This window comes from Flavobacterium fluviale (genome assembly GCF_003312915.1).
Lineage (GTDB): Bacteria > Bacteroidota > Bacteroidia > Flavobacteriales > Flavobacteriaceae > Flavobacterium > Flavobacterium fluviale.
This window is the reverse complement of the sequence record NZ_CP030261.1, coordinates 623,457-648,724: the sequence shown is the minus strand read 5'-3', so window position 1 is coordinate 648,724 and position 25,268 is coordinate 623,457. Positions and strand designations below refer to the sequence as shown.

Sequence of the window (25,268 nt, the reverse complement as noted above, 5' to 3'; positions counted from 1 at the left end):
CTATGAATACAAAAAAACGTTGCTTGATCGGATTAGTGTTTTTTCTAATCAGTTATTTATTCTTTTCCAAACTTTTGCCAAGTTTTAGCGACTCAATAGATTTTGCGCATTGGTTTAATTTAATTGGAGCTTGTTTTTTGTTGTCGTTTAATGACGTATTTCCTAAAAATAAAATAAATTCTGTCGCTTCTGCACTGACAACTTTAGGTGTTATTGCTCATATCGGACTTTGCACAATCGATTTTATTATGTCAAGTTACGGAAATAATGAAATTGCAAAAGAACAGCTAAGCCAGCATATCAGTAATTCACCATTTATTTTTTATCCATTTGTGGCCGTTGGTCCGTCTTTGCTTTTTCTTGGTTTGGCTTTGCATGCATTTGCTTATATGAAGACCGAAACTCTAAAATCTTTAATGGTAATTGTTGGTTCTGTCGCTGTTGGAATTTCTTTTTTTGCCTTGAAAAATGGAATTTTGATGGTTTTGAGCTGTCTGGTTTTTGTTTTAGGATTGGGATTGTTTCTCTATAAGAATGAAACCCCAAAAGTGCTGAATGAATAAATATCGTATTTTCGTTCTAAAATCTAAAACTTAAAAGATTGAAAAAACATATAAAATACTTAATTGTACTCTTTCTGACTTTTGTTGTGATTGCGGGCGATGGTACTTTATATTCTCAATCTAAATCGGCAGAATATTACGAGTCTTCATTTGTAGTTTTAAGAAGAGAATTAAATCTTAAAAGCTCTCGTTTATACAAGTTCGTACAAGTTGCTTCTTGGAATAAAACGAGATTCTCAATTGTTTTAAATTTTCTTAAAACAAAAAATGCCTTTACTTTTCAAATTAAAAAACTGCAGAAACTGCAAAATCTGCTTCATCAAAAACTAATTTCATTTATAAATCAATCTGTTTTTATAAATGAAATTATCATTTCAAAACATTTCGGGAAAAGTTTATACACCGCTTAAGGAAATTTATTTCTGAGCACAGATGATACAATAATGTCTAATCATTTATCATTTTCAAAATGTATAAACAAAATAAAAATTCTCGCTTGGAGCAATCTAAGCGACCACTTCTTCATTGGATAAAAAGAAAATTTATAATAGTAATTACAGCCTTTATGCTAGGAATGGCAAACGAAATGCATACCGAAGATACCCGAATTAAAGGAAATCAAAATTATACCGAACAGCATAAGAAGGATTGAGGTTTTAATTAGAAAATTAGTCAATTTGATAATTAGAGAATGTTTTCTATTTCGACCTTTGTCAAAGTTTTAAACTTTGACAAAGATTTTTTATTCAATCTTGTCATTTCGACTGAAAGGAGAAATCACACTAGTGATTCGATATGCAAAATCGCCAATCTTTGTAGAGTTTCTAGTGTGATTTCTCCTTTCAGTCGAAATGACAAACGATATCTATAAAATAAAAAAAGCCGAAGTAAAATACTTCGGTTTTCTATTGGAATTTGGTCCCGAAGTCTCGGGATAAAAAATTGGAATTTAAAAATTTATTCCACCCATCTATAATAACGAGCCCCAATTAAAACAGGAATTTCTTTTTCGATTCTGTCTAAAATCCATTCTTGTTTTGGAGTTCTTATGCTTTGTTTTTGTTCTTTTTTGTGAAGACTTTCATAAGTGTTAAAATCAATTTCTACGCTATCAGCTAAATTTTCAAAAAGTTTCACATTTGCCAAAGCTGATTTCCATTCTGGCTGAATTGTTCCTTCAAAAACTTTAGATTTCGATCCGCTTCCGTAAGCCAGGAATCCAAATTTAGTTCCGGCGACTTCTTTATTGGTGTCGTAAAAATGAGCCAAAGTCGACAACAATCCCATGAAAATAGAACCGGTATAGAGATTTCCAATTAACGATGAAGCCAATTCTGCGGGTTGTAATTTCTCAGTTACAAAACTTCTGTAATCATCAGATTTTGCCACTTCTTTAATTTTTGTCTGATAATCTGCAGGAGCAATATCATCAGCAATAATTTTTTCAGTGCTGTCTAAAGCATAAATTTCAGATAACATTCTTCTTCCTTGGAAAGAATACGGCAAGTGCATCACGATACTATGCCAAGTGTTATAAAGAGTTTCGGTTGTATTTTTTAATTTTTTGAATGAAAAATACGCATTTCGCGTGCGATCCATATAACATTGGTTAGAATATTGACCGTCAAAAACGGGCTGGTCTTTATGGATTTCGATTTCGGCTTCTAAATTATCAAACCAAGAATCGTTATTGGTGTTTTGAGTAATTTCTTCTTTAGAAATAGTTCTGTAAGGTTTAAAGAAGTCAAAAACACCTTTTGTACTCGTTGCCCAATTGTCATCAAAAGCAATAATTCTTGGGTTTGCAGTTACTAACATCGCTACGGCTCCAGCACCTTGAGTATATTCTCCGCCAGAGTTTAAATCATATTTTGCAAAATCAGTTGTAACTACAATGGCTTTTTTAGCTGGGTTTAATTTTACAAAATCAATACAGTTTTGTAATGCGTCTACACCGCCAATACAGGCAAAAGTAAAATCGACAACATCGCATTCTGCTAATGAATCTTCGCCAAATTTCTGCTCCATTAAATTAATCAAATAAGAAGCAATTGGTTTAGAACTGTCAATACCGCTTTCGGTACCAACATAGATTCTGCTTATTTCGTTTAAGTTAATTTTGTTGTCGGTAATAAGTTTAGTTAAAGCGTTTGCTCCAAAAACAACAGCATCCTGATGTACGTCTGGGAAAGTCATTTTCAGTAATCCAAGACCTTTTTCTAATTTTTCTGGTTCAATATTTCTGGCAATGGCCAAAGTTTTTATGGGTAAATGTATGTTTGCTACGTCAAAAGAAATAGCATCAATTCCTGTTTTCATTCTTATTTTTTTGAGCCGCTAAAGGTAAAACTATGTTGTGGAATGACAATTTTTTACTCAGACAAAATTTATGCGGAGTGAAACTTTTAAAGAAAACAAATCAAAACTTTGAATAAAATAACAATATGATAATTTTCGATAATCTACTTAGAGTTGAATTTTCTCCATATTGCTTAGAAAGCAGTGATTTGAGAATTGTTATAGTGAATTATTTTTTAGCAGTATATTTTTTATACGTAAAAATACGTAGAACGATGCTATTTTAAAATCATTATAAATAACAGCGAAATGGTTGTAGTTCTTTTGTAATTGAGTTATTTTTGCTTAATTTTTTAAAACAAACTACTTAAACACTTATGGCACAATCTGCACAGTTGAATGCTTCCATCTTAAAGAAAGTGGCTATGGCTCTTTCGGGAATATTCTTAATCACGTTTTTAGCGCTGCATGTTTCCTTAAATTTTATTTCTATTCTTAGTGAAGATGTTTTTAACGAAGCTTCTCACTTTATGGGATACAATCCGCTGATACAATATGTAATGCAGCCAGTTTTGGCTTTCGGGGTAATTTTCCATTTCGTTATGGGATTTGTTCTAACAGCTCAAAACAGCGCAGCAAGACCAATTGCGTATGCAAAATACAACGGAGCGGCAAATGCTTCTTGGAGTTCTAGAAATATGATTATTTCTGGATTGGTTATCTTGGCATTCTTAGGATTGCATTTTTATGATTTTTGGTTTCCTGAAGTTAACTATAAATATATAGCAGGAGAAGTACCAAACGCTACAAGGTATTATGGGGAGTTAGTTCATAAATTTCACGATCCAATCCGTACAGGATTATACTGCGTGTCTTTTGTCCTTTTAGGATTCCACTTATGGCACGGGTTCGCATCTTCTCTTCAATCAATGGGGATGCACAACAAATATTCAAGATTTTTAGCAAAAGTAGGTTACTGGTTCGCAGTTGTTGTTCCTGCCGCTTTCGTAATTATCGCATTATTTCATCATTTCAATAATTAATATCAATTATAATGGCATTAGATTCAAAAATTCCAAATGGTCCTATAGCGGACAAATGGACAAATTATAAAGATCATATTAATTTAGTAAACCCTGCTAACAAACGTAATTTAGATATTATCGTAGTTGGTACAGGTTTGGCTGGAGGTTCTGCTGCGGCTACTCTAGCGGAGTTAGGATATAACGTAAAAGCATTTTGCTTCCAAGATTCACCACGTCGTGCGCACTCTATTGCAGCACAAGGGGGTATCAACGCAGCAAAAAATTATAAAGGTGATGGTGACTCGGTTTACAGATTGTTCTACGATACTGTAAAAGGAGGTGACTACCGTGCACGTGAGGCAAACGTTCACCGTTTGGCTGAAGTTTCTGCTAATATTATTGACCAGTGTGTGGCTCAAGGGGTGCCATTGGCTCGTGAATATGGCGGACTTTTAGATAACCGTTCTTTTGGAGGAACTTTGGTTTCTCGTACATTTTATGCACAAGGACAAACTGGACAGCAATTATTGTTAGGAGCTTATTCTGCAATGAACCGTCAGATTGGTCGTGGAAAAATTAAAATGTACAATCGTCACGAAATGCTGGATTTAGTAATTGTTGACGGAAAAGCGAGAGGTATTATCGCTCGTAACTTAATCACTGGAGAAATAGAAAGACATTCTGCTCACGCAGTAGTAATTGGTTCTGGAGGATACGGAAACGTATTTTTCCTTTCAACAAATGCTATGGGAAGTAACGCAACAGCAGCTTGGAAAATTCATAAAAAAGGAGCGTTTTTCGCAAATCCTTGCTACACGCAAATTCACCCAACATGTATCCCGGTTTCTGGAGATCACCAGTCAAAATTGACTTTGATGTCTGAATCGTTACGTAATGACGGTCGTATTTGGGTTCCTGCAAAATTAGAAGATGCTCAGGCAATTCGTGAAGGAAGAAAAAAAGCGACTGATTTATCTGAATCTGAGAGAGATTATTTCTTAGAAAGAAGATATCCTGCATTTGGTAACCTTGTACCTCGTGACGTTGCGTCTCGTGCCGCTAAAGAAAGATGTGATGCTGGTTTTGGAGTTAACAAAACTGGAGAAGCAGTTTACTTAGATTTCGCAGCAGCGATCAAACGTTACGGAACGGAAGAAGCTTACGTAAAAGGTTTAGATGCTAATGATGCAGCTTTAGTTACTAAATTAGGAACTGCAATTGTAAAAAGTAAATACGGAAACTTATTCCAAATGTACTTGAAAATTGTTGACGAAGATCCTTATGTAACACCAATGATGATTTACCCAGCGGTTCACTACACAATGGGTGGAACTTGGGTTGATTACAACTTAATGACTACAATTCCTGGATGTTTCTCAATTGGAGAGTCTAACTTCTCTGACCACGGAGCAAACAGACTTGGAGCTTCTGCTTTGATGCAGGGATTAGCTGATGGATATTTCGTATTGCCATATACTATCGGAGATTATTTAGCTCCAGATATTAAAATGGGAGAAATTTCTACAGACTTACCAGAATTTGTTGAAGCTGAGAAAAATGTAAAAGATCAAATCGACAGATTTATCAATAATAACGGAAAACATTCTGTAGATTATTTCCATAAAAAACTTGGAAAAATCATGTGGGATAAAGTAGGTATGGCTCGTAATGCTAAAGGTTTAACTGAAGCTATCGAAGAAATTGCTGCTTTACGTGAAGAGTTTTATAGAGATGTAAAAGTTCCTGGAAGCGCTAACGAATTTAATCAGGAATTAGAAAAAGCGACTCGTGTTGCCGATTTCCTAGAATTAGGAGAATTGTTCGCGAAAGATGCTTTACACCGTAACGAATCTTGTGGAGGTCATTTCCGTGAGGAATACCAAACAGAAGAAGGAGAAGCACTTCGTGACGACGAAAACTTTGCATACGTTGCCGCTTGGGAATACAAAGGAAAACCAAGTGACGCCGTATTACACAAAGAACCTCTTAATTACGAAAACATTAAATTAGTTCAAAGAAGCTATAAATAGTATTTGAAAAAAGTCTTGATACTTATTTCTTAATACTTAATACTTATACAAAATGAAACTTACATTAAAAATATGGCGTCAAAAAAACGCCCAAGATAAAGGGGGAATCGTTGAATACCCAATCGACGGAATCGAACCAGATATGTCTTTCCTTGAAATGCTTGATGTTCTTAACGAACAATTGATCAATAGAGGAGAAGAGCCTGTAGCATTTGACCACGATTGTCGTGAAGGAATCTGCGGAATGTGTTCATTATTCATTAATGGAGAAGCACATGGACCAGACAGAGGTGTTACAACTTGTCAATTACACATGCGTATGTTTAAAGATGGAGATACAATTTTTATCGAGCCATTTAGAGCAAAAGCTTTCCCTGTAATTAAAGATTTAGTTGTTGATAGAAGTTCTTTTGACAGAATTCAACACGCAGGAGGATTTATCTCGGTAAACACTTCAGGAAATACAATTGATGCAAATACAATTCCGGTTAACAAAGACGATGCAGACAAATCATTCGATGCTGCAGCATGTATTGGTTGTGGAGCATGTGTTGCAACTTGTAAAAACTCATCGGCTATGTTATTCGTTGCTGCGAAAGTTTCTCAATATGCACTATTGCCACAAGGTAAAGTTGAAGCAGTTGACCGTGTTTTAAACATGGTTCACCAAATGGATCACGAAGGTTTTGGTAACTGTACTAACACAGGAGCTTGTGAAATCGAATGTCCAAAAGGAATTTCTCTTGAAAATATCGCACGTATGAACCGTGAGTATTTAGCAGCAAGTTTGAAAGGATAATAAAAATCCAATTACTATAGTAAAAAACGCATTCATTTTGAATGCGTTTTTTTTGTGATCTATTTAAATGTCAATCTTTTTTCGGTCAAGTATTTTAGAGTAGTAATTTTTATCATGGTGCAGTTTTTTTTGTAGCATTTTATAATTTGAAACCAACTAGCATTCTCAATTTTTGATTTTTTATAAGTCAAAGTCTAATTTTAACCAACAGATTTACAGTGGAAAAGGTTTACTTTTTTCCACTTGTTGTTTTGAGAAATAAAAAAGATAAAGTTTCAATAATAAAGTAATCTAATTCTAATATTTATGAAAAAGATTTTAATACTAATTACCTGCTTCACCTACATTCTTTTATCTTGTAAAAAAGAGAAAGATGTCGATGATCAAAAAATGGCTGTGGCTGATCAAAAGGATTCTACAGATATTGCTGATAATGGCTGGCCGCGAGAGACAACAAATAATGGGACAAAACTCGTTTATTATCAGCCTCAGGTTGACAGCTGGGATGATCACAAGGAAATTAAAGCAAGATTAGCCTTTTCATTAACTCCCAAAGATGGAAAGCAAGTTTTAGGCGTTGCATCTTTACAGGCGTCAACTTTAGTAGATAAAGACAGCCGAAGTGTTTTCTTGAAAGATATTAAAGTGACCGATGTTCGTTTTCCAGCTTTGGATGAAAAAAAGATTCCCGAAATGGAAAAGCTGTTTAAAGAAACACTTCCGAAAGGAGGTGATCCCGTTTCTGTGGATCGTATTTTAGCTGATTTAGATAAAACAACAAGTCCTGCGAAAGGAATTGCTGCGCAAAATAATCCGCCTCCAATTTTTTACAGCTCAAGTCCAGCAATATTGCTAATTGTTCAGGGGGAACCTGTTTTGGTTCCTGTAGAAAAATCAGAGATTCAGTATGTGGTAAATACAAATTGGGATTTGTTTTTTGATAAAAGTACAAGTGATTATTATTTACTTGCAGAGAATATTTGGCTGAGCTCTAAGAAACTTGATGGTAAATGGACAAAAGCAACAAAACTTCCAGATGGCTTGAAAAATCTGCCGTCGGGACAAAATTTCGACGAAGTTAAAAAAATGATTCCGCCTCCGGAATCAGGTACTGTGCCGAATGTTTTCTTTAGCAAAGTACCTGCTGAATTAATCTTGGTAAACGGTCCTCCAAAATTTGAAAAAATACCAGGCACCCAATTATTATATATTGATAATACTGAAAATGATGTTTTTGCCAATGAAGCGCAGGGGCAATATTATGTGCTTTTATCAGGCAGATGGTTTGGTTCTAAGAGCTTGGACGGACCATGGAGTTATGCAGGGAATAATCTTCCTGAAGATTTTGCCAAAATTCCAAAAGATTCTCCAAGAGCGAGTGTTTTGGCTTCTGTTCCTGGAACTCAGGAAGCAAAAGATGCCGTAATGTTAGCGCAGGTACCCACAACTGCAATTGTAAACAAAGCAGATGCAGAAGCAAAAGCAAAAGTGGTTTATGATGGTACGCCTCAATTTAAACCAATCGAAGGGACAAAAATGCAGTATGCCAGCAATACGCAGGAAAAAGTCATAAGAGTAGGTGATATGTATTATTTGTGTTTTCAAGCTGTTTGGTTTATGTCTACAAGTCCAAACGGACCTTGGAAAGTGACAAATTCTGTTCCTAAAGAAATTTATACCATTCCGCCAACTTCGCCTGTTTATAATGTAACATATGTTACACAAACCAATGTGACCGATACAACTGTAGAAAGTAATACAACTGCAGGTTATTTTGGAGCCTTTATAATAGGAGCAACTGTTGGTGCAATTTTAACTTATGGTACAGGATATTACTACCCGCCTTATTATTACTACGGAGGATTGTATCCAATTTATCGACCATGGCCATGTACCTATGGAGCGGGAGCCGTTTATAATCCGTGGACAGGTGGCTGGGCAGCCGGAAGAAGGGTTTACGGACCTTACGGTGCTGCTGGAACATCTGCTTGGTATAATCCGGCCACTGGCAGGTACGGGCGTTCGGCAAGCGTGCAAGGCTGGTATGGAGGCAGGACAGCGGCCAATACTTATAATCCGTGGACAGGAAATTACGGGCAAACTATTCAGGGACATAATGCTTATGCGCAATGGGGTCATTCGGCTGCGACAAACGGACGTGATTGGGTTCAAACTGGACATGTCACTACAAGACGAGGCACCGCGGTTGGGTATGAAACTTCTGGTGGAAATAAAGGTGTTATCACGCATAGAAGAGGCGGCGGAACAACTATTCATACTAATAATAATATGTACGCAGGACATGACGGACATATTTATAAAAGAGACCAAAATGGCAATTGGAGTCATTATAATAATGGAAATGGAGGCTGGACTCAAGCCGGAACTCTCGGCGGATCGCAGCGTAAAGCTGATAAACCAGATCTCAATAATTTACCGAAAAAAGATAGAGAACCGGGATTGGCTAATAAATCTTTAGGAGAGAACAATCGTCTTGGCGATCGTGCAGATAATTTTCCAAAAGCCGATCAGACATTGGGCAGACCAGAGAAACCGTTAGGTGAAGCGGGTAAACAAAATGTAACAAGAGATCTGGATCATTTTGAAAATTCCAGATCGGAGGGTGAAGTGAGAAATCAAAATTTCCAAAACTTTAGAAACAACAGCAATTTTAGAAATAACGGAGGCCAATTTGGTGGCGGCGGTTTTAGGGGCGGTGGTTTCAGAGGTAGAAGATAATTCTGTTCTATATAAAAAAGGAAAGGCTGTTAATAATAACAGCCTTTCCTTTTTTAGTTAATTAAGTGTTTTTTATTTATTCATAAAATAACTGCGATGCTGTAATTTCTTCTTTGTTTTTCCCTTCTTTTTGAATAAAACAATTTAAAATTGTACCGCCGGTTAAGTCAAAATAACTGATGTTGATTTTATGAAAACCTTTTTCTAGTTTAACCACTCCGTAAGCTTCATTTGCCCAATGAATGCCGTCATTATCAACAATTAATTCATTGTCTATAAAAAGCTTTGATCCGTCGTCTGAAAGGGTCGAAAAAGTATAGTTTCCAGTTTCAGGTATAAACATGTATCCGTTAAATTTTAAGCCGATATAACGTTCTAATTTTGTTTTCCATTTTTCAACGCTGATTTTGCCTTCAAAAATTCCTGTCGCTGCAGGTTTTGAAAGTTCCAAATCCAGCACTTGTTTAAATGTTCCTGTATAATATTCATATTGCAATCCATTTTTCTTAGGCTGAATGGCCAAGGCTGATTTCAAATCTGGATTTCGAACTATGATTTTATTAATAGAACTTCTTTTGCCGCTTTCGCTGATTTGAATCGTTTTGATGATTCGATATTCTCCTTTTGGAATATTTATCGTCACTGGATTTTGATACAATTCTGCCGTTTCATCAGGATTATAACCGTCAATTGTATAAAAGATCTTTCCGTTTTTTATAGTTGGTTTTAAATCTAAAATATATTTTGATGCAATTAAAGCTGTTTCTTCTGCGCCAAATGGCGTCGGAACTTTATATAATCGATTTTCTAATTCTAGTTTTTCTAAATGATGCGGAAGTTGATTTTGAATAAAATGACTGTAATTTTTATTTGGAGTTTCTGTCCATGCTATTTCAGCCAAAGCGAAAATTCTAGGGTAAAGCATGTAGTTTAATTTCGCAGGACTGGTTAAATATTCTGACCAAAGATTTGCCTGAACTCCAATAATATATTTTTGTTCTTCAACCGTTAAACTGTCAACCGGAGTTGGGTTGTAGTTGTATACTTTTTCTAAAGTACTCAATCTTCCCACTGTAAGAGGTTCGTTTGGTGAATAACCTTGATTGTAATCAAAATAAACCGTGCCTTCTGGAGTCATCACAACAGGATGTTTCAGTTTTGCGGCATGAATTCCGCCAGATTCTCCTCTCCAAGACATCACCGCCGCGTTTGGAGCCAATCCTCCTTCGAGAATTTCATCCCAGCCAAAAATCTGTCTTCCATTAGCATTCAGGAATTTTTCAATTCTTTTAATGAAATAACTTTGCAGTTCATGCTCGTCTTTTAAACCTAAATCTTTGATTCGTTTTTGACAATTTGGACAAATTTTCCATCTTGTTTTTGGACATTCATCTCCGCCAACATGAATGTTTTTACTTGGAAATAATGCCATAACTTCAGTTAAAACATCTTCTAAGAATGTAAAAGTTTCCTCTTTTCCTGCGCAGAAAACATCTTCAAAAATGCCCCAAGATTCTACAACCTTATAATTGCGATCAGGGAAACAAGCCAAATTTGGATAAGCTGTAACCGCCGCCGAAGCATGTCCTGGCATTTCGATTTCTGGAATAACATTTACGTAATTTTCTTGGGCAAATTTGACAACATCTTTAATTTCTTCCTGAGTGTAAAATCCTCCGTATGGATTTCCGTCAAAGAAAAAAGGAGTTCTTTCGAATTTATTTCCAACTAAAGTCTGAGCTCTTTTTGTACCTATGTCGGTTAGTTTTGGATATTTTTTTATTTCTATTCTCCATCCCTGATCGTCAGTTAAATGCCAATGAAAATTATTTAATTTATAGCTAGACATTTGTCTGATAAAATCTTTTATGACAGCAACAGAGAAAAAATGACGGCAGACGTCTAAATGCAGGCCTCGGTAAGAATATCGGGGTTGATCTTCAATAATTAGACAAGGAAGTTTGATTTCTTTTGAAATTTTGTTTGGAAGAAGCTGCAATAAAGATTGAACGGCATAAAAAAGTCCTTCTTCTTGACCCGTAATTGTAATTTTATTCGAAGTAATTTCAATTTTATATCCTTCTTTTGACGAAAGATTTTTGCTGGAATCAAATTCAATTTTTAGATTCGATTTTTTCGAATTGGCTTTTGCATTCAATGCTGATTCTAAAATTTTAGCCGATTTTAATTCCTTTTCACTATAATTTTTGTTTTTAAAATTAACTTGAACTTTTCCATTTATCCAAATGCTGTCTCCAGTTAATTTGTACAAATTTGGAGCAGGAATAATAGAAATGTTTTGTTGGGAGTTTTGTGCTTTTCCATTTAAAAAAGAAAGAGCAAAAAATAAAAAAAGGAATTTTTTCATAGTAGAAAAACTTTAGATTTTGATTAAAAACAGTCTGAAATACATCGAAATGCTTTTAAAACTAATTTATTGAAAATTTTTATTGTCAATACGGCTTTTGGTTTCGATGAATTATTTAATGAAATGTTTATTTTTGTAATTAGAAAAAAACAATCGGCATGAGCACTGAAAATGAAGTTTTAAATTACAGTAAAGAAGAACGTAAAAATCATATTCTAAAAGAGATCAATTTGCACACACGTGTGAGTTTTGAAACTCTTTCTGCTAAACTTGGTGTTTCCGAAGATACTGTTCGCCGTGATATTAATGAACTTGACGCTGACGCACTTTTAATTAAAGTTAAAGGTGGCGCCATGACCAAAGGATATCACTATTCTTCATCGAACCAGACTTATGCAGTCGAAGCCAAACAGGTTATTGCTCAAAAAGCAGTTGGACTTCTTCATGACGGAATGGTTTTAATTGTTGATGGAGGAACTACCATTCGTGAATTCATCCGATTAATTCCAAACGATCTTAATTTAACTGTTTTTACGATTACGGCTTTAACAGCGGTTCAGCTTTTAGACAAACCCAATATTAAAACAATTATGATTGGCGGAAGCATTTCCTCTTACAGTCAGATGTGTGTGAGCGGAGAAGCTTTTCATCAATTGGCCAATATAAAAGCAGATCTTTTGGTTTTAGGAACAAATGCTTTAGACGTAGACGGCGGTTATTCAGATTCTGATTGGGAAACCGTTCAGGTAAAAAAAGCAATGATTCAAGCTTCTAAAAAAACGGCAGTTTTGACTATTACAGAAAAATTAAATACAGTTCTTAAAATGAAAATTGCTAATTTATCTGAACTGAATTATGTAATTACCGAAGAAGAACCCAATCACGAAAAATTACAGAAATACAAAAGCGCCGTTCCGAGTCTTATTGTGATCTAATCCCAATGTTTTACTAAAAAATCAATCCAATTTTGATGAAAAATTTTCTTTAAATCTTCATCGGAATAACCGTGATTTTTAAAAATTAAAACCAGTTTTTGTAAATCAGCAATCGTGTCTAAATCATACGGACATTGTTCTGTTCCAAAAGCGCCATCCAAATCAGAACCAATTCCGATATGATTTGTATTTCCCGCAAGCTGGCAAATGTGATCCATGTGTTTGAAAGCAGTTTCTAAGCTGCAATTCATTTTTTTTGGATCAGAAATTCCTCTTTCCCAATTTGGAACCATCATCCAAGCATCTAAAGCGCCGCCAATAACTGCTCGTTTTGAAATTAAAGCTTTGATCATTTCATCACTGTATTGCCTATTATGATCAACCAAAGCTCTGCAATTGTTGTGACTTGCCCAAACCGCACCATTAAAATGATCCAAGGCTTGCCAAAAAGCATCGTCGCACAAATGCGTTGCATCGAGAATAATATTTAAACGCTCCATTTCTTTCAATAATTCGATGCCATTTTGATTCATTTTTCCAGTTGCATCAGTTCCGTTTGCATATCGGCCTGGACCATAATGTGCGGGGCCAACAACTCTCAATCCGTAATTATAGGCTTTTTCTAAATAAGAAATATCGATTATAGAATCTGCTCCTTCCAAACTCAAAATATATCCAATCGGTTTATTATCATTTGGAGTTCCGTTATTCCATAAATTAAAATGATTTAAAAGCGATTTTTTATCTGTAATCTGTGTCATTTGCCCAGCTTCTTCCATGCTTTTATACCATGCAAGCTGACCTTGCGTTTGCGACCAAGCTTGTTCTGGAGAATTCCATCCTGGAATAATACTATCAGGTTTTACAAATCTTGCAATTTGAGTGGCGACCACAATTCCGATATTACCTCTTCTGAGATCAGGAAAAGAAACCGTTGCACGTTCGCGATCTGGTTTGTCGGTCATTCCTTTTTCTAAGTTTCGTAAAGTCGGAACATCGTTTCTCAGATCTCGATTCCATTCCATCGCATTCATGCTGAGATCTAAGTGGGCATCTAGTATAAACATAACATTTAAAATTTAAATAGTATTTTTTCGGACTCGCGCACCAACTGGCCATTGCGCATAAATTTGCTGTTTTTTGTTTACTGCCTGAAGATTATCGTACAAAGCAACAGTCGGGCAGACATGATAAGGTTCAGCATAAATAATATCGCCAATTTCATATTGGTTTTGACCTTTATTTTCAAGAATCAAATGTTCTTCTGAATGTGCGGTTGGAATCAAGTTTTCATCATTTAAAATGGACAATCTTTTATCAATCGGATTTTCAGATGAAACGGCTTTATAACCAATATCTACGCAAAATGTATTTTTAGTCGGTTTAGAAATTATTGTTCCAACGATTACTAACGCAGGTTTGAAATCTTGTTCAGGTAAATGAATTTGATAATTCGAATCCCAAAAAACAAAAGTTCCCGGACTGCACTCTACATTTTCCTGCGCTGCATAAAACGGAAAAGTGTTAGAACCGCCAGCGACAATTTTAAAGTTTTCTGCTTTATTGATAATCTGTTCAAAAGACTTAGAAGCTTCTAAATTTCTTTCTTCAACAGTTCCTTTTATGTGGCCGTCATAAATATGAATTCCTTCAAACTGAAGATTTTTTAATTGTGAAATAGCATCAATTAAACCAGTCCAATTTTCTGAAATCGAAAAACCAGTTCGGTTCATTCCTGTATTTAAATCCAAATAAACAGAAAGAACGAGATTATTTCTTTTAGCAATTTCGTTTAAATCTGATGCTGTTTTCAGATTGTCTGCAATAGTTGAAAAATGAGTTTCAGGAAATTTTTTAATTAATGAAATCCATCTTTCCGCTTTTAATCCAACAGGTTGATACGCTAAAAGAATATCTTCGATCTGCTGATTTGCGGCAAGTTCTGCTTCAGCTATTGTAGCGCATTTTATTCTCTTGATGTTGTAAATTTTAAAAAGCTCTAAAACTTCGGCATTTTTATGTGTTTTAATGTGCGGACGCAATCGCTGCGTGTCGCCTTTTACATAAGAAATCAACTTTTCGATATTTTGACGTACTCGATCTTCGTAAACTGCTAAAAACGGAGTGTCGATAAGTGTTTCGGAATTTATTTTCCACCAGTTCTTTTGCATAAATCTTGGTTTTAGCAATTAATTGTAATCAGATTGAACATAATTTTTAAACACATAGAGACATAGTTTTTTATTTCCTTAATTGGAAAGATTGAAATAAATGACAAATCATTTACACATAGTCTATGTTTGTTTAAATAAGTGAAACGCCTTTAACCAGCATCAAAAAACTATGTCTCTATGTGTTTAAAAAAAAACTAAATGGTTAATACAATTCAAAAAGCGCTTCAACTTCTACAGGAATATTATCAGGAAGCGACCCAAATCCGACTGCACTTCTTACTCCGATTCCGTTTTCTTGTCCCCAAACTTCTGCAAATAATTCGCTGCATCCATTAATTACATAAGGATGTTTTAAGAAATCAGATGTGCAATTTACCATTCCGAGCACTTTGATCACTCTTTTTACTTTACTTAAGCTCCCAAAATTGGTTATGATTGTAGAAAGCATTGTTAGTCCAACTTGCCTTGCTGCTAATTTTCCTGCCTCGATATCCATATCTTCTCCAATACGTCCGATAATTAAAGATTTATCGTCTTGTACAGGTCCATGTCCTGAAAGATACAAGTATTTGCCGTCTAGTAAATAGGGTTTGTAAATTCCTAAAGGCTGTGGAGCAGGGGGAAGTGACAAACCTAGACTTTCGAATTTTTCTTGTGGATTTAAACTCATGATTTTAATGTATTAAAGCGTTTAAAATAAAAATAAATACAATTCCTAAAACAGAAACCAAAGATTCCATTACGGTCCAGGATTTAAAAGTGTCTTTTAGACTAATGTTGAAATATTCTTTGAACATCCAGAAACTCGGATCGTTTACATGCGAACACATTAAACTTCCAGCACCAACAGAAAGTACAAAGAGGTTGGGGTCGAGATCATTAGCTTTTAGTAAAGGTAATAAAACGCTCGCAGTCATTAATCCTGCAGCTGTTGCAGAACCCACACAAACACGAATAATCGCCGCCATAGACCAAGCTAATAAGAAGGGGTGAATATTAACTTGGTTTAATGTGGCGACGATAGTTTCATTTACTCCGCTTACAATCATAACTTCTTTGAGACAGCCGGCACCGCCAACAATCAGCACAATTAAAGCAACGTCTTTGATGGCCTGTGTATAATCATCCATTACAGAAGACATGCTTCTATTCATTTTAATTCCTAAAGTATAGGTGCAAAGAAGCAGTGAAAGCAGCATAATTATGCTTGGGTCTCCAATGATTTTACATATTGAGATTAATTTCGCATTATTTGAAATTAACGGAAGCAAAGAAGTAATTGTTAATCCGAAAACGGGAAATAAGGCAGAGAATAAACTCAAGCCAAAACTTGGAAGTTTGCCTTCGTTCGTTATTTCTTCAACATTTAGAATTTCGTGATCAGATTCTGTTTTAATGTTTTTAAAACGAGTTGAAAACCATAAACCAGCAATTAAGATGGTCGGAATTGCAATTATGATTCCGTAGATTAAAACCAAGCCAATATCTGCTTTTAAAATACTGCTTAATGCCATTGGCGAAGGATGGGGAGGAAGAAAACCGTGCGCAACAGAAAGCGAAGCGAGCATTGGAATTCCTAAATAAACTTTTGATAATTTAAATTGATGCGCGACAGAAAAAATAAGCGGGACCAAAAGAACAAAACCAACGCTGTAAAAAAGCGGAATTCCAATTATGAAACCCGTAATCATTAATCCTAAACGAACATACTTTCTGCCTGTCCAATTCATTACCGTCTTAGCAATTACTTTCGCAGCTCCAGATGAAACGGCAAGTTTCCCAATGCAAGTTCCGAAAACAATAATTAATGTTATGGAACCAAGCATTTCACCAAGACCTTTTTGTAAAACAGGTGAAATAGTTTCGATGGGCAGACCGAGAAAAAGTGCGGCTAAAAGTGAAGTAATTATAAAGGCAATAAACGGATTAATTTTAAACCAAGCAATCTGTAAAATCAAGAAAATAATGCAAGCTGTGAGTATAAGAATGCTCATGATTTTGTATTGGTTTTTAGTTAGTTATAATTGTGGTTGGAATTTCAAATATATAAAATAATTTCACACATCGCATTTTTTTTGCAAAAACTGCATTTTTTTTGCAATGGTAATGTTAAAATTAGTCAGTTATAACTAAAGAATAGGCTGATGTTTTCTACCTTTATATAAAAATAATTTGAAATGAAAATTGCTTTAATCCAATCTGATCTTACCTGGGAAAATGCGGCTGTCAACCGAGAAAATTTTGATCTCAAAATCAATGAAATCAATTCTGAAGTAAATTTGATCGTACTTCCAGAAATGTTTTCAACGGGATTTACCATGAATGCTGCGGAGGCTGCAGAAACCATGAACGGTGAAACCATTGAATGGATGAAATTAAAAGCGAAACAAAAAAACGCTGCAATAACAGGAAGTATAATTATTACAGAAAACGGTTCATTTTATAACCGAATGTTTTTTGTTTTTCCGTCAGGAGATTTTCAATATTATGATAAAAGACATTTGTTTTCGCTGGCGGGAGAAGACGAGTTTTACACTGCCGGCACTCAGAAAGTAATTGTTAACTATTTAGATTGGAAAATTTGTCTTCAAATTTGTTATGATCTGCGTTTTCCTGTTTTTGCTAGAAATGTCGAAAACTATGATCTTCTGTTGTATGTTGCCAATTGGCCAAAAGTTAGAGTAAATGCTTGGGACACTCTGTTAAATGCGCGTGCCATCGAAAATTTAAGTTATGTAGCCGGTGTAAATAGGATAGGTTTTGATGATAATAATTTTGAGCACAACGGACACACGCAGCTAATTGATTTTTTGGGAAATTATATAATAAAGCCACAAGAAACAACAGGTGTTTTTGTGGCTGAATTGGATAAAAATATAATGTTGGAAACCAGAAGAAAACTTAATTTTCTAGGTGACCGCGATACTTTCGAAATTAAAATCTAGAACGCTTTCCGTTTCTTTTCTGCTTCTTTTTTCTTTTTATCGTCTTGTTTTTTCTCGACTTCTGGATTAAAAGGAACACTAAGATCAATAGTTTCTTCTACATCCCAATTAGACCGGACATCTACGCCTTTCTGGTAATAAAACACTTCCTCAGAGTAGGTTTTGGTTAAGAAGTTTCCAGTGTCGTAAACTTTATTTTTGTTGTCGTCATAAATAATACGAACAGTAAATTCCTCTGGAACCAGCAGATTAAATGCGATTTTGGTTTCTCCTTCGGAATATTCGCTTGCCAGTACATTGTCTCCTTTTTTATTAGTGATTTCAACAATGATTGGAAAACGTTTTACATTTCGTAAATTCAATACCAGATTTCCGTAATCTTCAAATTCCTTAGTGGTTAATTTTATAGATAAAGTGTCGTTTGATTTTTCGTAAAAATCAGTCAAAGCGCCTGGCAGAAACGTGAAATTGTATTTTTCTAAAGGCTCTTTCTTAAAATCAACATATAACTTTTGGTCAAATTCATCATATTCTGTTGTAAAATCAACAGCTGTAGAATCTTTATTAACCAATGAAATTTTAGATTTATCAAATTTTACCAATGGAGTTTCTGATTCCAATGTAAAACGCTCTCTAAAATTAATCAGGCCATTTTGTACAGACTTAATATTTAAAGTATCTTTTTTTAGTGCTTTAATTTTAAAAGAAAACTTTTTGTTGTAATTTTCTTTTGATACTTCCATAGATAACGAGTCGACTTTTATAGGTTTAAACCAAACCTGAAGCGAATCTTTTTTAGGGAATTGCGTTACGATTGTTTCCAGTACTTCGTTTCCGTTTTTAAGAACAATATTTGGTTTAGCATTTTTAAAATTCTGTTTTCCTTCGTATGGCAGTAATACTCTGTTTCCAGAAGCTTGAATTGGTTTAAATGCTTTTAAAGGCAGCACTTCCTTAAATAATTCTAACTCGTAAACAGTATCTGTTGGAATCGTAATGTATTGTTTTAAAAACCCAATTTTATCATCTTTTGGATTAAATTTATTATTGGTTCCCTTGTCTTTTAATGCAACCAAAAGATATTTTCCTTCTTTAAGATTTTCAAATTGGAAAGTTCTCATACTGTCCAAAGTGTTGGTAATGTAGCGCGGAAATTCTTTGTAAATAACAGAATCTTTAAACTTGTCGTTTACTTCGTAAAGCATTACCGAAACAAAATTGTCTACATATTTTTCATAAGAATCTTTAATTCTTCCGTTCAGTTTAAGCGAATCAATATGCGAACCAGTCGAGAAAATATACTTGAATTGATTTAAAGCATTTGCTTCGTTGTTGTCCTGAATTGCTTGCCCAAAATTTAAACTGTAAGTAGTGTTTGGCAGCAAAGTATCTCGAATTTCAATCTTTATAAATTTACTAACAGAAGTAGGAGTAATAATAGGTTCGTTTTTAAACGGAGGAGAAATAATTAACTGTTTATTGGTATTTTTCAGTTTAATATATTCATCGAAATTTAAAGTAATAGTATTTCCTTTAAAATTTGTGCTGTAGTTTTCAGGAAAGCTCGATACTAAAACAGGAGCCAAAGTGTCTTTTAAACCGCCTGTAATACTGCCTCTTTTAGCGCAGCTGATCATTGAGATTAAAATTATAAAAGAAATATATTTTAGAGTGTTTTTCAACATAACGGTTTTTCAATTTGATTGCACAAAATAACGATTATATTTGCTTTAATTGAAATTTTTTATCCATTTATTAGGATTTAAGACTTTTGCATTTCTGCTGTATTTTTTATCCTTTCCAATGTTTTAAGCAGTCATAATTTCTTACTTTTGGTTTCAAATGTAATTTCCTAAGTTTTGTTAAAGCGAATTTTTCCAATTGTATGCCTTTTTTTACTGCTCTCCTGTAATAAAAATGAAAAGCCTATTGTTTCTTTTTATTATTGGAAAACAATATTCAAACTTTCCGAAACTGAAAAAGAAATTTTGAGTCAAAATAATGTCAAAAAACTGTATATAAGGTATTTTGATATTGGACTTCATCCAGAAGCAAAAGCTCCAATTCCTGTGAGTCCAATTCGTTTTGAAGAGAATCCTCAAAAATATAAGATTGTTCCAGTTGTCTTTATTCAGAATAAAGTAATGCTGGAACCAAAATTAGATGTAAAGGATTTAGCTCAAAAAACATTTGATTTTATAGAACAAATCAACCAAAAGAATAAAATTTCTTGCGAAGAAATTCAAATTGACTGCGATTGGACATTGAACAGCAAAGACAATTATTTGAAGTTTGTGGAAGTTTTTAAAAAACTATCGAAAAAGAAACTTTCGGCGACAATTCGACTGCATCAAGTCAAATATTTCAAAAAAACAAAAATCCCAAATGTCGATTCCGGAGTTTTAATGTATTACAACATGGGATCGATTGCGCCAGATTCACTTAATTCGATTTACGATCAAAAAGCGGCTTCAAAATATTTGAAGAGTTTGAAAAAATATCCGCTTCATCTTGATTTGGCGCTTCCTATTTATTCCTGGGGAGTTCATATTAGAAATAATAAAGTAATCGGACTTCGGTCGAAAATGAATATAAAAGAATTACTTCAAGATTCGAATTTTGAAAAAATAAGCCCGATTTTTTTTAGAGCAAAACAATCTAATTATAAAAATGGTGTTTTTTACGAAGAGAAAGATTTGCTGAAAATAGAAGAAATCAGCACAAAAGATTTAAAAGAAATGGCGGAAGATCTGGATGAAAATCTGCCGCAAAAACCAAAAGAAATTATATTTTACGATTTAGACGAATTCAATTTAAACAATTATGAAAAGAATATTTTTGAACAAGTTATTTCTGAGTTTTAGCCTCGCTTTACTTTCGATGTACGGAATTATTTATGCCTGCGCCGGCGGAGACGACTGGGATTTCTTTGGTTACAATTCTAATTTTACGCCAGAAACGTTTGCAGACAAATCGTATTCTCCTTTGTTTTTGTCAGGAGGAATTTTTTACGGAATTGGTTTTGATACCCAGCACAATTCCCGTTTTAACGGAAACATAAAATCGGATTGGGCCAATTACCTTAAAGGTAAAGTGGACACTACGACGGTAAATTATTTTTTGATTGGCGACGAAAAACCAAGATATTATTCTGAGGATAAAAATGCGATTAAAAACAAAGAAGAAATTACAGATCTTCATGTTTTTTATAAAAGCAAAAAAGAAAATAAGAGTTCGCAGAAATGGGGAAAAAAGATCAATTTGAAAGATGAAAAGATTAAGAGTTTTATTGAATTCTTGTACTTGGCTCAAAAAATTGAAACGGTTTCTATTGGAGAAGATTACTGGAGTTACGATCCAGTTGTAGCAAAAACATTCAATGATGCGAAGATGATTCAATCTATCGAAAATGTGTACAATACTTTATCAGATCCATTTTTGAAAAACAGATATTGGTTTCTAACGATGAAGGCTCGTTTTTATAGTAATGATAAACAAAAAGCAATTGAGTTTTTTAATAAAACAGAAAGTTCTGTTGCAAAAAATACTTTGTATTATCGTGCATTGGCGTATGTTGCCGGAATCAATTACCAGCAGAAAAAATATGCGGTTTCTAATTATTTATATGCACAGGTTTTTGATAAATGTCCAGAATTACGTGTTGTAACTGCGTATAGTTTTCGTCCGAAAAATGAAACAGATTGGACTAAAGCTTTAGCAATGGCTAAAAATAATAGTGAGAAAGCAGCGCTGTGGGCAATTCATGGTTATTATAAAGATGAAAAACAGGCAATCGAAAAGATTTATGAATTAGATCCAAAAAGCGAACATTTAAACTATCTGGCAACAAGATTGGTGAATTCGCTGGAGCAAAAAATAAATAATTCTTTTCAGCAGAATGCAGGTGAAAATCAACCTATGAAACCTCAGACAATCGCAGAAAATAAAAGTGAAAATCAAGCAAAGATTGATAAAAGTGCATTGGATTTAATTGCTAAAATTTCTGCCGCAGGAAATACAGAAAAACCATATTTGTGGGATATTGCAATAGGCTATCTTCAAACGCTAAAAGGCGATTATGCCAATGCAGACAAGAATTATACTAAAGCAGTCAAAACGCTGCCAAAAACGGAACTGGCAAGTTATCAGATTCGATTACTGCGTTTTGTAAATAACTTGAGCAAAATAGATAAACTAGATGATAACAATGTAAAAACCGTTTTAGCAGACCTAAATTGGATTTATTTTGAGCTGCCAAAAACTTATAAGGGAAGTGAGTTCCGTTATCAAAATGCTTTTCAATGGAGTAAAAATTATTTGGCAGCTTTATACAAAGCAAAGTCAAATCCAGTAATGGCAGAATTGTTTAACGAATCGCGTTACAGCTATTGGAACGATGGAAATTCATTTTATGATAATGAAAAGGAATTGCTGGCAATGAAAGCTTTTTTAGAAAAAACCAATAAAACAGAAATTGAGAAAATTGGCGCTGGAATTTATAGTTTGAAATTGAAAGATATTAATAATTTTCAGGCTGTTCAGGCAGCTTTCAAAAACAAAATTCCAGAAGCGATCGAATATTTGAAGCAGGCAGATTCAGTTCAATATTATAAATTTTTAGGAAATCCGTTCAACGGAAGCATTAAAGACTGCCACGATTGTGATCATGTCGCTTATCAAAAAAGAAAATATACCTACATGGATTTTCTGACTACGATAAAATCGATGCAGGAAAAATTGGCGCAGAAAGAAGATGTGTATACCAATAGTCTTTTGTTAGGAAATGCTTTTTATAATATTTCTCATTTCGGTAACGGAAGAACTTTCTACGAAATTAATATCGTGGGTTATGGTTCGAGTCCGTATTCGTTTAGAAATACGATGAAAGAAATGATTACCAATAATTCAGTTTCGAAAATGTATTACCAAAAAGCATTTGAAGCGGCGTCAAACAAAGAACAAAAAGCGAAATGTCTGTATCTGATTTCAAAATGCGAACGAAATGATTATTACAATAAAAAGTACAGCGCCATAAACAGCTATTGGGAAATTCAAGATGATAAGGTTAATTTTATTGCTTGGAATTCTTTCAAAGCTTTAAAGAAAGACTATTCAGATACGAAGTATTATCAAGATGTAATTGCAGAATGCGGTTATTTTAATACTTATGTGAACCAATAAAATTTGAACAATGGTAAACAAAATAGAACATATCGGAATTGCAGTAAAAAACATGGATGATGCCAATGTTTTGTTCGAAAAAATGCTGGGCGTTCCATCTTATAAAATGGAAGCTGTAGAAAGCGAAGGCGTACTGACTTCTTTCTTTCAAACCGGTAATAATAAAATCGAACTTCTAGAAGCAACAAATCCAGAAAGTCCGATTGCTAAATTTTTGGAAAAAAAAGGAGAAGGAATTCATCACATTGCTTTTGACGTTGACGATATCGAAGCAGAAATTATCCGCCTCAAAAAAGAAGGTTTTGTACTGATAAATGAAATTCCAAAGAAAGGCGCCGACAATAAATTGGTTGTTTTTCTGCATCCGAAGAACACAAATGGTGTTTTGGTGGAGCTTTGTCAGGAAATTAAATAAAAAAATGTCATTTTAATTTTTAAATAAGACATTGAAAATCAATTTCGTTTTTGAAATTCAGCAAAAGATTTAAAATTAAATACAAATGATGTCTTAAAATATTTGGAGTGAATGAAAAATAGTAGTAATATTGCATCCTCTAAACCGGTCCTATAGCTCAGCTGGTTAGAGCACCTGACTCATAATCAGGTGGTCCCTGGTTCGAGCCCAGGTGGGACCACTTCTTTACAAATAGAAAGCCTTTACAGCAATGTAGGGGCTTTTTTTATTGCTGTAAAATAATTTGTAGTATTATTCTGTTATGTAAAAATGTATACTTTACTTTTACATCAGATAGAATCATGAAATTGCGGCAAAAAGAAAATAATTATTTCATCACTTCAAAAAAGAGTTTTGAAGGCAGTGCTGTTGATTCTTTGTTTATAAGACAGGCTTTTGATTTTGCTTTTGAAATGGTTTATGGAGAAGGATTTCATAGAATTTGTAGATCGGGCGGACAATTGAATAGGACGAAAAAAGAAATTTTTCAGAATACATTTCAAGGAAAATTAGCAGAAATTGTGCTGTATGAAGATTTAAAACTTCAAAACATCGAAGTAGAATCTCCTGATTTTAGCATTCATGGAAAAGGAATTTGGGATGAAACCGATTTAAAAGCAAACGGAAAATTTATCTGCGTGAAATCGGCTGCCTTTTTTTCTAATCTATTTCTCTTGGAAACTAAAGATTGGGATTTAGAAGGAAGATATATTCCAAATCAAGGCAATTTAAGTAACTCGTTTTATGACTTCTTTGTTTTGGTAAGAATAAAACCTGATATAAAATATGTTTTAAAGAAAGCTGTAGAAAGTAAAGAAAATTTATGGCATGAAGTTCAAAAATTGATTTGGTTTTATGATATTCCAGGTTGTTTCTCGATTGCAACGTTTCGATACATTGTTAAAAATCAATATATTATTCCTAAAAATGCTTTATTGAATACTAAAACCAAAATGGATGCTGGGAATTATTATATTCAATCGGGAGATTTACATCACTTAGAGAATTTGTATTCGGGTTTGAAAGAAAAATAGATTAAATTTATGTTTTATAGAACAAATTTAATCTTAATGAACGATGGATAATTTAACTCCCGAACAGCGGAGAAAAAATATGCAGGCAATAAAAAGCACCGAGACAAAAGATGAAGTAAGGCTGGCAAGAGCATTATGGAATCTAGGTTACCGATATCGGAAAAATAATAAAAAGATATTTGGAAAGCCTGATCTTACTTTTGCCAAATACAAGGTTGCAATTTTTGTTGACAGCGAATTTTTTCATGGGAAAGATTGGGAAGTACAGCAGCTGCGAATTAAATCAAATCGGGAATATTGGATTCCGAAGATTGAAAGAAATAGGAAGCGGGACGAAGAAGTAAATGCTTTTTTGCTTTCGCAAAATTGGACTATAATACGATTTTGGAGTAAGCAAGTTCAAAAAGAATTAGATCAATGTATTGCTAAAATTGAAGAGATACTCCAGACTTTAAAAGGTTAAATTTCTTTTTAAATGAAAAACAAGCGTATAAGCAAGATTAGAATCTAAACTCTACTTTTTTTCGTACTTCATTAATATATGTCTATTAATGTGATTTACAATTATGTTTGTTTTTTTTAAAATCAGGAAATTCTTATAAGGCTGTTTAGTAAATGAATAGTGATGAAAATGAGGTTTTTATCGTCTACAACGTTTTCAGAAAGGGATTAAGTAATTTGATGAAAAAAGTGTTAAAATTTGTTATATGTTTTTTGTTTTAA

At 34.0% G+C, this 25,268-nt stretch carries 20 protein-coding genes and 1 tRNA gene; 14 read left to right on the top strand and 7 right to left on the bottom strand.

Translation table 11 applies throughout. The features are described 5' to 3' along the window. The first annotated feature begins 2 nt into the window (after window positions 1-2). Together HYN86_RS03120 and HYN86_RS03115 are read left to right on the top strand one after the other, a co-directional pair. Window positions 3-563, top strand: coding sequence for a hypothetical protein (locus tag HYN86_RS03120; protein ID WP_113676725.1), 561 nt, complete (start codon window positions 3-5; stop codon window positions 561-563). 38 nt (window positions 564-601) lie between these two features. Next, window positions 602-973, top strand: a complete 372-nt coding sequence (locus HYN86_RS03115) for a hypothetical protein (RefSeq protein ID WP_113676724.1) — start codon at window positions 602-604, stop codon at window positions 971-973. Between the two features lie 547 nt (window positions 974-1,520). Here the strand turns inward: HYN86_RS03115 and HYN86_RS03105 are convergent. Next, window positions 1,521-2,882, bottom strand: a complete 1,362-nt coding sequence (locus HYN86_RS03105; RefSeq protein ID WP_113676722.1) for a hydroxymethylglutaryl-CoA synthase family protein — start codon at window positions 2,880-2,882, stop codon at window positions 1,521-1,523. 356 nt (window positions 2,883-3,238) lie between these two features. Between HYN86_RS03105 and HYN86_RS03100 the strand changes: the two genes are divergently transcribed. The 4 genes from HYN86_RS03100 to HYN86_RS03085 all read left to right on the top strand — a co-directional run bounded on the left by HYN86_RS03100 (window position 3,239) and on the right by HYN86_RS03085 (window position 9,454). After that, window positions 3,239-3,904 carry a succinate dehydrogenase cytochrome b subunit gene (locus tag HYN86_RS03100; RefSeq protein ID WP_113676721.1) on the top strand — a complete coding sequence of 222 codons (666 nt, stop codon included), beginning with the start codon at window positions 3,239-3,241 and terminating at the stop codon, window positions 3,902-3,904. 11 nt (window positions 3,905-3,915) lie between these two features. Continuing rightward, complete coding sequence (locus HYN86_RS03095; RefSeq protein WP_113676720.1) at window positions 3,916-5,916, top strand: fumarate reductase/succinate dehydrogenase flavoprotein subunit; 2,001 nt, start codon at window positions 3,916-3,918, stop codon at window positions 5,914-5,916. A gap of 52 nt (window positions 5,917-5,968) precedes the next feature. Then, window positions 5,969-6,715, top strand: a complete 747-nt coding sequence (locus tag HYN86_RS03090) for a succinate dehydrogenase/fumarate reductase iron-sulfur subunit (protein WP_113676719.1) — start codon at window positions 5,969-5,971, stop codon at window positions 6,713-6,715. Between the two features lie 306 nt (window positions 6,716-7,021). Next, window positions 7,022-9,454, top strand: a complete 2,433-nt coding sequence (locus HYN86_RS03085; protein ID WP_113676718.1) for a hypothetical protein — start codon at window positions 7,022-7,024, stop codon at window positions 9,452-9,454. 76 nt (window positions 9,455-9,530) lie between these two features. On the opposite strand, the gene HYN86_RS03080 is transcribed toward HYN86_RS03085, so the two are convergent. Next, on the bottom strand, window positions 9,531-11,822 hold the full coding sequence (locus tag HYN86_RS03080; RefSeq protein ID WP_113676717.1) for a family 20 glycosylhydrolase: 2,292 nt from the start codon (window positions 11,820-11,822) through the stop codon (window positions 9,531-9,533). A gap of 158 nt (window positions 11,823-11,980) precedes the next feature. Here HYN86_RS03080 and HYN86_RS03075 point away from each other — a divergent pair, with 158 nt between their 5' ends. Then, the gene (locus HYN86_RS03075; RefSeq protein WP_113676716.1) at window positions 11,981-12,757 is read left to right on the top strand and encodes a DeoR/GlpR family DNA-binding transcription regulator; all 777 of its coding nucleotides are present in this window, start codon (window positions 11,981-11,983) and stop codon (window positions 12,755-12,757) included. Here HYN86_RS03075 and HYN86_RS03070 read toward each other — a convergent pair. From HYN86_RS03070 to HYN86_RS03055, 4 genes are all read right to left on the bottom strand, one after another. Further along, window positions 12,754-13,824, bottom strand: a complete 1,071-nt coding sequence (locus HYN86_RS03070) for a dipeptidase (RefSeq protein ID WP_113676715.1) — start codon at window positions 13,822-13,824, stop codon at window positions 12,754-12,756. The two genes, HYN86_RS03075 and HYN86_RS03070, sit on opposite strands and share 4 nt — an antisense overlap. A gap of 12 nt (window positions 13,825-13,836) precedes the next feature. Beyond that, on the bottom strand, window positions 13,837-14,928 hold the full coding sequence (locus HYN86_RS03065) for a D-TA family PLP-dependent enzyme (RefSeq protein WP_113676714.1): 1,092 nt from the start codon (window positions 14,926-14,928) through the stop codon (window positions 13,837-13,839). A 205-nt stretch (window positions 14,929-15,133) separates the two neighbouring features. Next, window positions 15,134-15,601, bottom strand: coding sequence for a RidA family protein (locus tag HYN86_RS03060; RefSeq protein WP_113676713.1), 468 nt, complete (start codon window positions 15,599-15,601; stop codon window positions 15,134-15,136). Between the two features lie 4 nt (window positions 15,602-15,605). Beyond that, window positions 15,606-16,925, bottom strand: coding sequence for a GntP family permease (locus HYN86_RS03055; RefSeq protein WP_113676712.1), 1,320 nt, complete (start codon window positions 16,923-16,925; stop codon window positions 15,606-15,608). A gap of 183 nt (window positions 16,926-17,108) precedes the next feature. On the opposite strand from HYN86_RS03055, the gene HYN86_RS03050 reads away from it, so the two are divergent. Beyond that, the gene (locus HYN86_RS03050) at window positions 17,109-17,876 is read left to right on the top strand and encodes an amidohydrolase (protein ID WP_113676711.1); all 768 of its coding nucleotides are present in this window, start codon (window positions 17,109-17,111) and stop codon (window positions 17,874-17,876) included. Here HYN86_RS03050 and HYN86_RS03045 read toward each other — a convergent pair. Continuing rightward, window positions 17,873-19,561: an Ig-like domain-containing protein gene (locus tag HYN86_RS03045; RefSeq protein ID WP_113676710.1), complete on the bottom strand. Its 1,689-nt coding sequence runs from the start codon at window positions 19,559-19,561 to the stop codon at window positions 17,873-17,875. The genes HYN86_RS03050 and HYN86_RS03045 overlap by 4 nt on opposite strands. A 303-nt stretch (window positions 19,562-19,864) precedes the next feature. Here HYN86_RS03045 and HYN86_RS03040 point away from each other — a divergent pair, with 303 nt between their 5' ends. The 6 genes from HYN86_RS03040 (at window position 19,865) to HYN86_RS03015 (ending at window position 25,008) form a co-directional block, all read left to right on the top strand. Then, window positions 19,865-20,740 carry a hypothetical protein gene (locus HYN86_RS03040; RefSeq protein WP_394336086.1) on the top strand — a complete coding sequence of 292 codons (876 nt, stop codon included), beginning with the start codon at window positions 19,865-19,867 and terminating at the stop codon, window positions 20,738-20,740. Beyond that, a complete protein-coding gene (locus tag HYN86_RS03035; RefSeq protein ID WP_113676709.1) occupies window positions 20,700-23,057 on the top strand; it encodes a hypothetical protein in 2,358 nt (785 codons plus the stop codon). The genes HYN86_RS03040 and HYN86_RS03035 overlap by 41 nt, the downstream gene beginning before the upstream one ends. 10 nt (window positions 23,058-23,067) lie before the next feature. Then, complete coding sequence (gene mce / locus HYN86_RS03030; RefSeq protein WP_113676708.1) at window positions 23,068-23,472, top strand: methylmalonyl-CoA epimerase; 405 nt, start codon at window positions 23,068-23,070, stop codon at window positions 23,470-23,472. Between the two features lie 146 nt (window positions 23,473-23,618). Continuing rightward, a tRNA-Ile gene (locus tag HYN86_RS03025) sits at window positions 23,619-23,692 on the top strand. 121 nt (window positions 23,693-23,813) lie between these two features. Next, window positions 23,814-24,545 carry a hypothetical protein gene (locus HYN86_RS03020; protein WP_113676707.1) on the top strand — a complete coding sequence of 244 codons (732 nt, stop codon included), beginning with the start codon at window positions 23,814-23,816 and terminating at the stop codon, window positions 24,543-24,545. A 43-nt stretch (window positions 24,546-24,588) separates the two neighbouring features. Further along, window positions 24,589-25,008, top strand: coding sequence for a very short patch repair endonuclease (locus HYN86_RS03015; RefSeq protein ID WP_113676706.1), 420 nt, complete (start codon window positions 24,589-24,591; stop codon window positions 25,006-25,008). The last annotated feature ends 260 nt before the right edge of the window (window positions 25,009-25,268 follow it).